This is a genomic window from Synechococcus sp. (assembly GCF_982614295.1).
Genome location: NZ_CEXBMR010000007.1, coordinates 32,168 through 45,747, shown reverse-complemented (window position 1 = coordinate 45,747; position 13,580 = coordinate 32,168). Strand labels below are relative to the sequence as shown.

The following is a 13,580-nucleotide window of genomic DNA, read 5'->3' as shown; positions in this document are numbered from 1 at the left end:
GCAGCTTCGGTAAGCCGTTGCAAAGCCTGCTTATCTTGGCGTAGATCGATGCCTTCATTTGCCTTAAAGCTATCGGCGAGATAATCAACGATCACCTTGTCGAAATCATCACCGCCAAGGTGGGTATCGCCGGAAGTGGAGAGCACCTCAAATACCCCATCTCCCACCTCAAGCACAGAAACATCAAAGGTGCCGCCGCCAAGATCAAACACCAAGATGCGTTCGTTGCTCTTTTTATCCAAGCCGTAGGCAAGTGCAGCTGCCGTTGGCTCATTGATGATCCGCAACACCTCTAAACCAGCAATTTTGCCGGCATCTTTTGTGGCTTGGCGCTGGGAATCATTGAAATAAGCGGGAACAGTAATTACTGCTTGGGTAACCGGTTCACCGAGATACTTGCCAGCATCTTCCGCCAGCTTGCGCAACACTTGAGCTGCGATTTCTTCAGGGGCAAATAACTTGCTTAATACTGGGCACTTAACTTTTACATTGGCGCCACTTTTTTCTACGCCATAACTCACTTCACTAGCTTCTTCATTTATCTCATCAACGCGGCGACCGATAAAACGTTTCACCGAATAAAAAGTATTTTCCGGATTCATCACCGCCTGGCGTTTAGCGATTTGGCCCACTAATTGATCTTGGTTCTTGGTGTAAGCCACCACGGAAGGAGTGGTGCGAAACCCCTCTGCATTAGCGATAACGGTGGGTTTTCCACCTTCCATCACCGAAACACAGCTATTGGTTGTGCCGAGATCGATGCCAACAACTTTTCCCATAGAAACTCCTTGCAAAACGTTTCAAACTTGTTGCATCCTCGGCAAAAGGGGTCCATCCCGACGAGGTGTGGTTCCCGAACCATGGCTAGAACAAACCATTACCCAAGCAAAACCATTAACCACCCAAGCCCAATCGATGGCCGCACCGCATTACTAGCGGTTATTGGTAATCCGATCAGCCATTCTCTATCGCCTGTAATGCACAACGCTGCGTTAGCGCAACTGGGCTTGAACTGGCGTTATTTAGCCTTAAAAGTTGCAGCAAAAGATCTCTCAGCAGCGGTGCAAGGATTAGCTGCAATTGGTTGCCGTGGCGTAAGCGTCACGATTCCCCATAAAGAAACAATTGCAAATCTTGTTAGCAGCATCGACCCCATTGCCAAACAGTTGGGGGCCGTTAATTGCCTAGTGCCTGATGGCAAAGGGGGTTGGCATGGCACAAACACCGATTGGAGCGGTTTTCTTGCTCCGCTGCAAGCTCGTTTTCCCCCTGGCGCCACAGCACTGGTGCTAGGTACTGGCGGGGTGGTGCGGGCAGTGCTGCGCAGCTGCCTTGAGCTGGGTTTTAAACGGGTGCTTTTGCGGGGCAGAAGTATGGAAAAACTGGAACACCTAAAAAATGAGGTGGGCCACTGGGCACCAGCCCTTGAATTGTTGCCTTGGGAAACCCCATTGCAGCAATGGCTGCCCCAGGTGGATTTAGTGGTGAATGGCACCCCCCTAGGCATGGGGGAATGGCAGCAGCAAAGCCCCTTAAGCCTGGAGCAACTTGCCCTGCTGCCAGGCAACGCCTTGATCTACGACGTTGTTTACACCCCTCGGCCCACCCGCTTATTGAAAGACGCTGCCAGCTTGGGCCTGGCCTGCCAAGACGGGCTGGAGATGTTGCTGCAACAGGGTGCTGCTGCCCTAAAACTTTGGACTGGGCTGCCCCAAATGCCCCTCAAGCAAATGGGTAACGCCGTTGAACAAGCCCTAAAGCAGCAGAAACCCTAACTTGGTTGTATGAATCAAATACCCCCTTGGCAGCGGTTGCTGGCCGTGCTCTTTTACCTATTGCCCTGGAGCGATGCCTTGCCCTTTGGCAGCGCACTTATTTCAGTGTTCCCTTGGCTGATCTGGCTGCAGCGGCCGGCTCTACCTCTTTTATTACTGGATCAAAGCGTGCCTTTTGGCGGCTTTGTTTTGTTTTTAGTGCTGTTTTTAGCGGTGGTGCGAAACCCAAAAGTTCCCAATTACCTGCGCTTCAATGCCCTGCAGGCAATCCTGATAGATATTTTATTGCAGTTGTTAGCGCTCGGCTTTGGGGTGCTGCTTTCACCCCTTGGCGACAGCATTGTGCTGCGCACCTTGAACAACACAATTTTTATCGGTTGCTTAGCAGTGCTTCTTTATGCCCTGCTGCAATGCTCTAGGGGTAAAGAGGCGGATCTACCAACCATCTCAGAAGCGGTGCGGATGCAGTTGTAAGCTGATAAATCTGGCGAATAGCTGGAAATAGCCTCCGAACTACAGGTTCGGGTTCACCCCACAGGCACCATGAGCGAACGGCCCAATTACGAAACGATGTATATCCTCCGCCCAGATATTGCGGAAGATGAGGTTGAAACCCACACCAACAAATATCGCGATCTCATTACCGAAAACGGTGGCACGATCATCGATAACCAGCAGCGCGGCAAGCGTCGCTTGGCTTACAACATCGGTAAAAACCGCGAGGGCGTTTACGTTCAACTGAACTACAGCGGTGATGGCAAGCAGGTGGGACCCCTTGAGCGGGCAATGCGCCTCAGTGAAGACGTGATCAGGTATCTCACCGTTAAATACATCGGCCAACACAGCTCCTTAGGCCGCAGCACCACCCCCGTAGCGCCTATGGAAACCAGCGCCCCACGCCAAGATCGTGATCTGATGGCTGCTGCTGCACCCGGTGCGAGCGACAACGATTAAGCAGTGTCAAGGCTTGCTAGGTGCTGTTTGCACCGATAGGGTCGCGCAGAACAACGAGGCTGCATGCAGGCAAAGTGGCCAGTGGAACAAGACCCGCTGCCACGCTGGCTTGAGGAGTTGGAACCCCATGCCAGTGATGTGCGTAGAGATTTAGAGCGTGAACAAACCAACGCTCAATTGCAGGAATTGGAAGCACTGCTGGAGGAGCTTCCCGGCATTTTTGAACGGAAATTTGAACAGCGGCTTCAACCGGTTTTAGATCAACAACAACTCTTGATCGCTGAAAATGAAAGATTGCGCGGGCAAGTTGAACGCTTGATGCCCCAACCCGGGGAGGTGCGGCTGCGTTTCCCTGAACGGCGTCCGCCAATACCCCAAAGGGCTTTACCGCTACCTCCTCTGCTGCGGGTTATCCGCGGGGGCCGTTACGACGTTGGGCTGCTGCCCACAGCCGAATGGGAAGACCCCACACATAAATAAAACCTTCGGCAGCGCGGTGATCAAATTGATCCTCGCCGCCGTAGGTAGCCATATCTGGCACATACAAGCTGTTGTTGCTGCTGCTTCTACCCACAACTATTGCGTTGCCGCGATGTAGTTTCAGGCGCACCTTGCCATTCACGGTGCGCTGGCTGCAGTTGATGAAGGCATCAATCGCTTCTTTTAATGGGCCATACCAAAGCCCCTGATACACCAAATCAGCCCACTGGCTTTCCAATTGCCGTTTTGTGCGCAATACATCGGCAGCCAAGGTGAGGCTCTCTAATTCTTGATGGGCGCGAATCAAAAGCAGCAGCCCCGGGGTTTCATAAATTTCTCTGCTTTTAATCCCCACCACTCGGTTTTCAACCATGTCTAGGCGGCCAAAACCATGGTTGCCTGCAAGGGCATTGGCCTTGCGAATCACACTTACTGGATCCAATGCAATGCCATTTATCGCAACAGGATTGCCTTGCTCAAAAGTTATTTCCACAATTTCAGGATTTACCGGGGCAGCTTCTATCGAACTGGTCATGGCAAAAACCTCCTCTGGTGGTTCCACATCTGGATCTTCCAGGGGGCCAGCTTCAATCGAGCGACCCAACAGATTTAGGTCGATGGAATAGGGAGATTTTTTGCTTACCGGAGCTGGAATACCGCAGCGTTCGCCGTAGGCAATGGTTTCTTCACGGCTCATTCCCCATTCCCGCGCCGGAGTTAGCACCTTTAGCTCTGGCGCTAACGCACCGATTGCCACATCAAAACGCACCTGATCGTTACCTTTTCCGGTGCAGCCATGGGCTACGGCATCAGCCCCCAATTCCCGCGCAATTTCCACCAGCCTCCTTGCAATTAAGGGGCGAGCCAAAGCCGTTGAGAGGGGATAGCGGCCCTCATAAAGGCCATTAGCCCTGATGGCGGGGAAAGCAAATTCACTAATAAATGGCTCGATCAGATCATCAACAATCGATTTAGAAGCGCCGGAATCCAGCGCTTTTTGGCGAATTGGCTCCAGTTCATCCCCCTGGCCAAGATCAGCCGCAAAGGTGATCACCTCTGCAACGCCCCATTCATTTTTTAAGTAAGGAATACAAACGCTGGTATCAACCCCACCTGAATAGGCAAGTACCACCTTGTTTGCCCGTGCCATATGCAGTAGTTCGATTGTGTCTTAGAGATTCTCGGATGTGGCCTGCCAGCGGGCAGCAATCCACAACCCCATTGCGATGGGTAACACCAGCAAAAGCGCCCAAATAAAAAGTAGGTTCTGGGGCAATTGCAACCTTGTGCTGCCGGCGTAAACCAGCAACCCAGATCCCAACAGGGCTCCACCCCAGGCAATCAACAGTTGGATCAGTTTTGATGGCATGGGCTAAGGTTAAAACTTCATAGAACAGAGCGTTTGGATAACACAGCGTTGACCAAGCTAGATAGCTTCAACCCCTCTCTCACCCGCTACGACCGCAGCGCTCCAGCGCCGGTATTGCCTCTGCGAGATGAACCCGATCTACTTAGTTGGCTTGAAAGTAGCGGCCGCTTGGTGGCAGAAGAAGAAACAGCCAGTGCTGATCTAGCAACAGTGGAAGAAGAAGAGCTCTCCGCCTTGATGGGTGAGAAAGAGGATTACTCCCAACCAGAAGAAAGCCAAGAAGAGAATTGGGAAGACTGAGCTCAAGGTGATTGATTCCAGCTACAGCCGTAAGCCCGCCCAAAATTTCCCTGGCTCTGGCAGGTTGTGGGCTTGGGGTTTGATCGCACTGCTGCTGCTATCTGCTGCTGGCCTTGATCTTTACCTAGGCGCATTTCAACTCAGCAGCCCCTTATTGCTGGCCTTTGCGCTTAGTTGGTTGGTGTGTTTTTGGGGAATTCCAAAGCTAAAAGCTTTAAAAATGGAGCAAGTGATCCGCCAAGAGGGTCCCCAATCGCACCACAGCAAATCCGGCACACCCACCATGGGTGGTTTATTGCTAGTGCCCTGCGGAGTGTTGGTGGGGGGCTTGGTAAGCCCTGGAGATCAACGCCTAATGCCCGTGGCGCTTGTAACGCTTGCCTTTTTAGTAATTGGCGGAATAGATGATTGGCGCAGCCTCACAAAACAAACAAATAAAGGCCTAAGCCCCAAAGGCAAGTTGTTGTTGCAGGCCCTAGCCGCTGGCTTATTTTTGCTTTGGGCCGCTCTGCATGAAGCGATCCCATCCAGCATCGCCTTACCTTTTGGTTGGTGGCTACCACTTGGGTTATTGATTTGGCCCCTGGCCTTATTTGTATTTCTAGCTGAAAGTAATGCCACAAATCTCACAGATGGCCTCGATGGTTTAGCCGCTGGCGTTGGGGCAATTGTATTTATGGGTTTAGGGCTGCAGCTGATGCTGCGGGGTAATAGCGGTGATCCAGCCCTTGCAGGTTTTTGCGCTGCATTAGCAGGGGCCTGGCTCGGCTTTTTATTACACAACCGCAATCCTGCCCAAGTATTTATGGGAGATACGGGTTCATTAGCGATGGGGGCAGCCCTTAGTGCTATCGCGCTGCTTTCAAACAGCCTTTGGCCTTTGTTATTAATGGGTGGGGTGTTGCTTGCGGAATCGCTATCTGTGATTTTGCAGGTGTGGGTATTTAAGGCAACAAAAGGCAGTGATGGCCAAGGGCATCGCTTATTTCGCATGGCTCCATTACATCATCATTTTGAAGAAGGGGGCTGGCCTGAACTGCAGGTGGTAGTTAGTTTTTGGGGTGTTAGTTTAATATTAGTGCTGTTTGGTTTAGTGCTGAGGCCATAAAACAAATGCCCTATTTCACCTGGAAGGAAAAAGGATTAACCCAAGATTGCAGTAGTTTAGCGGCAATGGCAGCCCGCTTTGAAGAAGCAGCAAAGTTGATGCGCCGTATGGCTGAAGCAGGTTTTGAAGTGGTACAAATTAATGGTAAGCAACAAATAGCCCACCAAGATCCGGCCTTATTTCAAGCTTATGGCTTTATTAGTGAAGAAGCGGCTGAAAAACAATTAGATTTAATACTTGAAACTAATTAACCTTTTCTAAAACCAAGTATCCAAATTATAATAAAAACCAACCCTGATAAGCCAAGGTAAAGCAGTGCACTATTTTGTAAATTAACCATATCAAGGCCAAATGGCAGAGCGCCTGGATCACCAGCAGTGGCGTAGGCAATCAAACTTGTAAATCCCATTTCTAACTTCATTTCTAAGTACCGCCGCCAAGCCTTAATTGCAAACTGGCCGGATCTGTTATGCCAGTGCTTGCATCAAACGGTTTTGCAATTAGCCATTGGAGCAGCAAGGCCCGCAACGGACCGCCATTTGAATCAGCCCCCGCTGGCAAGTTGAAGTGGGTACCTCGCTCGGCTATCACTAGCTGGCTGCCATTTTTTGGATATTGGGAAAATGGAAGCAGTGCTTCTGGTTTTGGCGGCACCACCAGATCATTGCTACCTGAAACCACTAAAACCGGCAGCTTTAAATCTGAAATACCGGCTGCAAAAACCAAAGCCTGCGGTGGACTTACCGCCACCACACGGCTGATGCGGGGATCAGCGAATGAAGCCGCCACTGCCGCTGGCAGAAAACTGCATTGCAATACCCAGCTGAGGTTGCGTTTTGGATGTTCAGGATCTTTGCAAGCATTCCACAGATCGGAAGCAACGCTGCGGGCTCCAGCTAATTGCAAAGCGGTGGTGGCGCCCCAGGAATGACCAATAAAAAGCACATTGCGAGGCATAACACCAGCCGCCCCTGGGATTTTGCCAGTTTCTAAAGCGTCTAAAACTGCTTTCACCTCAGTAGGGCGCCTGAGGAATTCAACAGGTGCTGGAGGCGCTGCATGGCCAGCCAACATTTCAGCTTGCTGATTGCGATCACTCCCGGCATGACGGGGCAAGAAAACAGCTGCCCCATGGGAAGCCAAATGTTGAGCCCAACCCAAGAAGCTGCTGGGGGAATCCCATAATCCATGGGAGATAACAACAGGCGGCAAGCTGGGTTTATCCAGCGGACGCACAACGGTTACCTCTAAAGGTTCAATGAGATTTTCAGTAGCTGGCAGCAGCACAACACTTGTTTGGGTTGCAAACTTACCCGGCGCCAAAAGAGGAGCAGGCGCAGGCGCTGCCTTATTAAAATTTGGAATCAGTTCTGCTGCTGCAAGCTGCTGCCCTTGTAAACGCTTAATAAAAGGCAGAGCACGATCTAATCGCACTGTTACGCTTTCCCCAGGGATTTCCTGCAATACATTTAGCAGAGAAACCTGTTCATATTTAGCCTGGGCGGCCTTGATGCCAGCTAAAACAGGTTCTGTTTTAAGCAAGTTTGGTTGAGAAGCATCCACTTCAAGCAAACGACCAAGTAATACCTCACCTTGGCGTGACATATCGCTATCAAAATCTTCTTGAATAGGCAGAGGGCTGTTTAGTAATTGCAGCAGGGAGTTGGCATAACTACCGTTCGTGGCTCGATTTAATTCAGCGATGTCGCTGTTACCAGCCCACAGGGCATCAGGGCTAGCAAGTTCCTTGAGCTGCACAGTTAGTTTTTGGCGCAGCACCGGCAGCAACACATGCAACTCATCTATCGCCTGCACTGGGCGAGGCAATAGATGAGCAAACATCATTAGGGAAAGAAGGAGCCAGGGCAAGCGGCCAATATTCATTTCACCAAAATAATATCAACTACTATAAACCACGGCAGCTAGAATTATCTATTAATAACAAGCTATGAACGAATTAATTACTAGATTTAATCACACGCTCATTAAGGGGCTGCAATGGCCGAGCATTCATTGGGTAAAGCTTTTGAAAGTTGCTTAATTGCTCAGCTGACATCGAAACCGGATCTTTCAGAATATAAAACTGAACTCCTTCGCTGCAAGGGGGAGTAGTTAAAGACCCAGCGTAGGTAAAATAGTCAAGATTAACTGGTAAAATTCCTGAAAGGGACGGTAAATTTAGTTCTACTTTAGCGCCTTTTGTTCGAGGAAGTTTACTCCAGAAAGAATCTAGATAAGCATTTTTAGCACCTTCCTTAAAGTTCACACCAATAACAGCGAGCTTGCCGGCCGCATTCTGATGCACTAAATGTACGTTCATTTTGAAATGAACGCCATTAATTGCTTCTTCACTGGGTGTATGGAAATGATACTGAAGTAATTTGTAAGCTTGATTGCCAATTTTTAAACCACCAGAGGTATTTACTTGAATTGTGGTTCCTGTATTAACAACTACATCACCAGATGTTGCGGGGTAATCAGGCTTTAAAGGAACCGGAAGAGATTTTTTTTGAACATTAGAAGTTACAATATTAACAGGTGCTTGCTCTGCGCCATCCACGCACTTTTGATAGGCAGGGCTGAGTTGGCCCCATTTTTCTGGTGACACATCGCCTTTATACCCATATTGAGGTTTAGCTATTACAGCTGTAGCCTGCAATACAATAAATGGCAACATCAGTGAAGATAGTTGCAAGCGAAAGGAGGGCATTTGAAAAATGGATCATTAATTATCTAATTTTAGCAAACTAGATCGCTAGCGGCAACGCTGGATGCTGGATCAAAACCTGCTTGAGATAAAGGGCGGTGTGGCTAGTGGGATGCTCCGCCACTTGCTCTGGGGTTCCACACACAACAATTTCACCACCTTTATCACCGCCCTCTGGGCCTAGATCAATAATCCAATCGGCACAGCGAATCACATCTAGGTTGTGCTCAATTACAAGAATTGAATTACCTTTATCTACTAATCTTTGCATCACCTCCATCAATTTATGCACATCATAAAAACTTAAGCCAGTAGTTGGTTCATCAATTAGATAAAGTGTTTTTCCAGTTGCTCTTTTTGATAGTTCGGTTGCTAACTTCACTCTTTGTGCCTCGCCACCAGAAAGGGTTGGTGCCGGTTGGCCAAGCTTCACATAACCAAGCCCCACATCCACCAGGGTGCGTAATCGATCGGCTGCCTGGGGAATCGCAGTAAAAACTTCAGCCGCCTGTTCCACCGTCATCTGTAGAACATCTGCAATCGTGTGGCCCCGGTATTTCACCTGTAGGGTTTCTCGGTTATAACGAGCGCCTTTACATACATCACATTGCACATATACATCTGGCAAGAAGTTCATTTCAATAACATTTACCCCTTGACCGCTGCAGGATTCACAACGCCCACCTTTAACGTTGAAACTAAACTGACCCACTTGATAACCACGCGCCTTGGCTTCTACCGTTGCTGCAAATACCTGGCGAATTGGATCAAATGCACCTGTATAAGTAGCAGGATTAGACCTCGGCGTACGGCCAATCGGAGATTGATCAATAATAATTACTTTATCAATGGCGCTAATGCCACGCATTTCAGCCAAGCCACTAGGAAATGGCACTTTCATGCCGAGTTGATGTTCAAGGGCTGGATGAAGTAATTCATTCACTAATGTGCTTTTACCACTACCGCTTACCCCAGTTACTGCCACCAAGCGGCCAAGGGGAATTTCCACGTCTAAATGATTTAAATTATTTCGATGGCAATCGTGTAAAGTTATACGGCGCGTATTACTAGTACGCCGCTCAAATGGGGTGGGAATTGAAAGCTTGCCGCTTAGATATGCACCGGTAATCGAATCTTCTGCCGCCATTAAATCATCCATGCCACCTTCTGCAACTATTCGCCCGCCATGCACACCAGCCCCGGGGCCAATATCAACTATGTAATCCGCAGCCCGCATCGTATCTTCATCGTGCTCCACAACAATTAAGGTATTACCCAAATCCCGCAACTTAATCAAAGTAGCTAGCAAACGATCATTATCTCTTTGATGCAAACCAATACTTGGTTCATCGAGCACATACAAAACGCCAGTGAGACCAGCTCCGATCTGGGTAGCCAAACGAATACGTTGCGCCTCCCCCCCCGATAGGGTCATGGCGGGGCGATCAAGGCTTAAATAATCCAAGCCCACATCAATTAGGAAGCGCAATCTCATGCGAATTTCCCTTAATACCAGATCAGCAATTTGTATTTGTCTGCTGCTCATTAATGCTTCACCAGTACTATCTATGCCCATCAAGGCCTCGATACGCCTCAGACACTCACCAACGCTCACAGCTGTTAGATCAGTAATACCAAAGGGGCCAATTCGCACTGCGAGGGCTTCTGCTCGAAGTCTTTTACCAGCGCAGCTGACGCATGGAACTAAATCTTGAAATTTTTCTAACTTTTGACGCGCCGATTCTCCGCCCGCATCGGTTAATTGCCGATCTAAAATTGTTAACACCCCTTCAAATCTACGTTCGTATCCTTTATTTTTACTATATCTACTATCAGCTTCTATCATTATAGGTTCTACGGTTCCAAATAACAAAGCTTCCTGTTGGGTGCGGCTTAGATCTTTCCAAGCAGTTTTCAATTCAAACTTATAAGCCAACCCCACACTATAAAGCAAAGAAAAATAATAACTACTATCTTTTTCACTCCAAGGTGCAATAGCTGAATACACAGGTTGGCTTGGATCAGGCACCACCCTTTGTTCAGTAAATTTACGTAGAAAGCCGATACCATGGCAATCGGGACAGGCGCCATAGGGGCTATTAAAAGAAAACAGCCGTGGTGATAACTCTTCCATCACCGCCCCATGCACCGGGCAGGCATAGTTTTCCGAATAAAGTCTTTCTCGCTCCACCCCATCAGCTAAAGCTTCACCCTTTTTAGGAACCACTTCCACCAAGGCCAGTCCGTCGCCCCGTTTCAAAGCGGTACGCAAAGAATCGGTTAAACGTTCTTGCACCCCTTCACGGGCTACTAAACGATCTACCACCACCTCAATGTTATGGGAGTGGTTTTTATCTAATTCAATATTATCTGAAAGTTCCCTCACCTCACCATTAATACGCACTCGGGCAAAACCCTCTGCAACTAAACCGCTTAATAATTTGTTGTGGGTACCTTTTTTACCCCGCACAACAGGAGCTAATATTTGATATCTGCAATCATCAGGTAGCAGCAATATCTGATCGACCATTTCATCGATCGACTGCGGCTGGATTGAAAGATCGCACTGGGGGCAATGGGGTTCACCGGCCCTACCAAATAACAAGCGCAGATAGTCTTGAATTTCCGTAACCGTGCCAACGGTGGAACGGGGGTTGTGGCTGGTGGATTTTTGATCGATCGAAATCGCAGGTGATAAACCTTCAATCGCATCAACATCAGGCTTATCTACCTGCCCCAAAAATTGCCGGGCATAGGTGGAAAGGCTTTCCACATAGCGTCTTTGCCCTTCAGCAAAAATAGTATCGAAGGCAAGAGAGCTTTTACCGCTACCGCTCACGCCGGTAAAAACCACCAAGCGGTTGCGAGGCAGGGTGAGATCTACGTTTTTGAGGTTGTGCTGGCGGGCGCCCCGCACCCGGATTACCTCGCCTGAAATGGCCTTGGCGCGAGCCATCGGAGAGGTTCAACAATTCGCGATTCTAGGCAAGTGCGCCCCGTTCAAGCGAGCCTTTGCTGCAAAAGGCTCGCTGCAAAGCGTCTGGCCTCACCACTATCACCACCAGCTAATTCAGCTAACTCCTTTTCACGATCCTGGGGGTTCAGCAATGGCCGCACCAGGGTGCGGGTTACACCGTTTTGCACTTCTTTTTGCACCAGCAGATGCTGATCTGCTGCTGCTGCCACCACCGCTTGATGGGTAACACAAAAAACCTGTCGGTGTTTGGCTAGACGCCGCAACAGATCCGCCATAGCCACACTTACCTTGCCACTCACGCCACTATCGATCTCATCAAATACCAGCGTTACCCCAGTATCAGCTTCGGCTAAACAGGTTTTTAAGGCCAGTAAAAATCGACTCATCTCCCCCCCGGATGCCACCTCTTGCAAAGGTGCCAAAGGTTCGCCTGGATTAGCGGAAAATTGAAACTGCACTGTTTCAGCGCCTTCTTCTCCGGGCGAACATGGATCAAGCGCAATTGCAAAGCGCACCGCCGGCAAAGCCATGGGTCGCAACGCCTGCATCAACTGCTCTTCAAGGCTGCGAGCTGCTCTTTGGCGTTCAGCGCTAAGGGCTGCGCAGGCCTGATCTCGTTTTAAGCGGCCTGTTAATTCCGCCTGTTCCAGCGCTGCCAATCGAGCTTGCATTCCAGCTTCAAGCAATTGCAGGCGCAATTGGTCGCGCCGCTGGATAAGCCCGCTGAGCTCCAAGCCATGGCGTCGCTCCAAACCTTTTAGTAATGCAATCCGATCCTGCAGAGTCGCCAGATGTTCTGGATCTGCTTCCAGCCCGCTTGCATAAGCATCAAGGTCTTTTGCCAACTCCTGAAAATTGCTGTGGGCCTCTAGCCAGCGCTGCTGAAACACCAGCAAGCTGGCATCAAGGCCAAGCATCACCTGTAATTCCTGATCACAGGCCGCCAAATGTTCCAACACCGCTGGCGCCGCATCGGCCCCCTCCTGCAGCCGGCCCTGTAATTCAGAGCAACCTTGCTGCAGCCTCACCCCATGGCAAAGGCGGTCCTGCTCCTGCTCCAACCGCTGCCGCTCATGGGGATCCTCCAGTTGTGCTGCCTCCAGTTCATACAACAACTGCTCTTGCCGCTGCCGCTCTTGTTCGCTCTGATTTAGCGCCTGTTGCGCCTGTTCCAGTGCTTGTAGGGCCTGCTTCCAACCCTTTTGGGCTTGGCGCACCGGGCTTAGGCAATTTTGTAGGGCACTTCCTCCACAGCGATCAAGCCAGCGGCGTTGCTCCCCGGGGCGGCCTAGGTGTTGGGTGATCCCCTGGCCGGTGAGATCAAGGAGGAGCGGCCGCAATTCAGCCAACAGCGTTTTGTTTAAAACCACCCCGTTTAGGCGGCTGCGGCTGATTAATTTGTCGTCTTGGCGTCGTAATTCACGGCTGAGCAGTAGTTCATCTTCAGCCTCAAGATTTAACTGTTGGTGAGCGCACCACTGGCGCAGAGCAGGGCTAAAAGAAAAGGCCGCTTCGATTTCGCCGCGATTGGCACCGGTTCTTAAAAGGCGCGCTGGTTGGCCGCCGCCAGTTACTGCATCGAGCGCATCAAGCAGGATTGATTTCCCCGCGCCAGTTTCACCTGTTAACACTGTGAAACCAGCAGAGAAGCTAAGTTCCAATGCTTCGATCAAGGCAATATTTTCGAGGCGCAGAGTTGTGAGCACCCCAGCCTCCGATAAACAGCTAAAAGTTATGCAAACCGTAGCTAAGGCGAGGCCGTTTCATAAGGGGTTAAAGCACAGCTGAACCAATCGCCTATCAGAATCAACTGAAAAGCAGCAAAAAGCAGTGGAAACGCTCAAATCAAGGGAACTGAGCGATTTTCTTGAGGTTGCTGGGCTCAACAGCTACGACCCTGCAACGATCAC

The 13,580-nt window shown here is 49.9% G+C and carries 15 protein-coding genes; 7 read left to right on the top strand and 8 right to left on the bottom strand.

Going from position 1 to position 13,580, the window contains the following annotated elements; genetic code table 11:
• The coding region (locus tag AC2JC8_RS02335) for an Hsp70 family protein (RefSeq protein WP_484594136.1) at nt 1–779 on the bottom strand (779 nt) is incomplete at its 3' end.
• Between the two features lie 81 nt (nt 780–860).
• On the opposite strand from AC2JC8_RS02335, the gene AC2JC8_RS02330 reads away from it, so the two are divergent.
• The 4 genes from AC2JC8_RS02330 to AC2JC8_RS02315 all read left to right on the top strand — a co-directional run bounded on the left by AC2JC8_RS02330 (nt 861) and on the right by AC2JC8_RS02315 (nt 3,209).
• On the top strand, nt 861–1,775 hold the full coding sequence (locus AC2JC8_RS02330) for a shikimate dehydrogenase (RefSeq protein ID WP_484594135.1): 915 nt from the start codon (nt 861–863) through the stop codon (nt 1,773–1,775).
• A 9-nt stretch (nt 1,776–1,784) separates the two neighbouring features.
• Nucleotides 1,785–2,249 (top strand): Tic20 family protein, encoded by a 465-nt coding sequence (locus tag AC2JC8_RS02325; RefSeq protein ID WP_484401596.1) that lies wholly within the window; start codon nt 1,785–1,787, stop codon nt 2,247–2,249.
• A 69-nt stretch (nt 2,250–2,318) separates the two neighbouring features.
• Nucleotides 2,319–2,729 carry a 30S ribosomal protein S6 gene (gene rpsF, locus AC2JC8_RS02320; RefSeq protein ID WP_295456685.1) on the top strand — a complete coding sequence of 137 codons (411 nt, stop codon included), beginning with the start codon at nt 2,319–2,321 and terminating at the stop codon, nt 2,727–2,729.
• 63 nt (nt 2,730–2,792) lie between these two features.
• A complete protein-coding gene (locus AC2JC8_RS02315; RefSeq protein ID WP_255133087.1) occupies nt 2,793–3,209 on the top strand; it encodes a hypothetical protein in 417 nt (138 codons plus the stop codon).
• Here AC2JC8_RS02315 and AC2JC8_RS02310 read toward each other — a convergent pair.
• Both AC2JC8_RS02310 and AC2JC8_RS02305 read right to left on the bottom strand, forming a co-directional pair.
• The gene (locus AC2JC8_RS02310; RefSeq protein WP_255133084.1) at nt 3,139–4,359 is read right to left on the bottom strand and encodes an argininosuccinate synthase; all 1,221 of its coding nucleotides are present in this window, start codon (nt 4,357–4,359) and stop codon (nt 3,139–3,141) included. The genes AC2JC8_RS02315 and AC2JC8_RS02310 overlap by 71 nt on opposite strands.
• Nucleotides 4,360–4,380: 21 nt before the next feature.
• On the bottom strand, nt 4,381–4,578 hold the full coding sequence (locus tag AC2JC8_RS02305) for a hypothetical protein (RefSeq protein ID WP_255133082.1): 198 nt from the start codon (nt 4,576–4,578) through the stop codon (nt 4,381–4,383).
• Nucleotides 4,579–4,626: 48 nt separating this feature from the next.
• On the opposite strand from AC2JC8_RS02305, the gene AC2JC8_RS02300 reads away from it, so the two are divergent.
• The 3 genes from AC2JC8_RS02300 to AC2JC8_RS02290 all read left to right on the top strand — a co-directional run bounded on the left by AC2JC8_RS02300 (nt 4,627) and on the right by AC2JC8_RS02290 (nt 6,237).
• Nucleotides 4,627–4,878 (top strand): DUF3134 family protein, encoded by a 252-nt coding sequence (locus tag AC2JC8_RS02300; protein WP_255133080.1) that lies wholly within the window; start codon nt 4,627–4,629, stop codon nt 4,876–4,878.
• A 7-nt stretch (nt 4,879–4,885) separates the two neighbouring features.
• On the top strand, nt 4,886–5,986 hold the full coding sequence (mraY, locus tag AC2JC8_RS02295; RefSeq protein ID WP_484594134.1) for a phospho-N-acetylmuramoyl-pentapeptide-transferase: 1,101 nt from the start codon (nt 4,886–4,888) through the stop codon (nt 5,984–5,986).
• A gap of 65 nt (nt 5,987–6,051) precedes the next feature.
• Nucleotides 6,052–6,237, top strand: coding sequence for a hypothetical protein (locus AC2JC8_RS02290; RefSeq protein ID WP_399218993.1), 186 nt, complete (start codon nt 6,052–6,054; stop codon nt 6,235–6,237).
• On the opposite strand, the gene AC2JC8_RS02285 is transcribed toward AC2JC8_RS02290, so the two are convergent.
• The 5 genes from AC2JC8_RS02285 to recN all read right to left on the bottom strand — a co-directional run bounded on the left by AC2JC8_RS02285 (nt 6,234) and on the right by recN (nt 13,376).
• Nucleotides 6,234–6,407, bottom strand: coding sequence for a cytochrome B6 (locus AC2JC8_RS02285; RefSeq protein ID WP_461556918.1), 174 nt, complete (start codon nt 6,405–6,407; stop codon nt 6,234–6,236). The genes AC2JC8_RS02290 and AC2JC8_RS02285 overlap by 4 nt on opposite strands.
• Before the next feature lie 2 nt (nt 6,408–6,409).
• A complete protein-coding gene (locus tag AC2JC8_RS02280; RefSeq protein ID WP_484594133.1) occupies nt 6,410–7,870 on the bottom strand; it encodes an alpha/beta fold hydrolase in 1,461 nt (486 codons plus the stop codon).
• Nucleotides 7,871–7,943: 73 nt separating this feature from the next.
• Nucleotides 7,944–8,696 (bottom strand): carbonic anhydrase, encoded by a 753-nt coding sequence (locus tag AC2JC8_RS02275; RefSeq protein ID WP_484420210.1) that lies wholly within the window; start codon nt 8,694–8,696, stop codon nt 7,944–7,946.
• 37 nt (nt 8,697–8,733) lie between these two features.
• Nucleotides 8,734–11,649 (bottom strand): excinuclease ABC subunit UvrA, encoded by a 2,916-nt coding sequence (gene uvrA, locus AC2JC8_RS02270; RefSeq protein ID WP_484594132.1) that lies wholly within the window; start codon nt 11,647–11,649, stop codon nt 8,734–8,736.
• Between the two features lie 44 nt (nt 11,650–11,693).
• Nucleotides 11,694–13,376, bottom strand: a complete 1,683-nt coding sequence (gene recN / locus AC2JC8_RS02265) for a DNA repair protein RecN (protein ID WP_484594131.1) — start codon at nt 13,374–13,376, stop codon at nt 11,694–11,696.
• Nucleotides 13,377–13,580 lie beyond the last annotated feature (204 nt).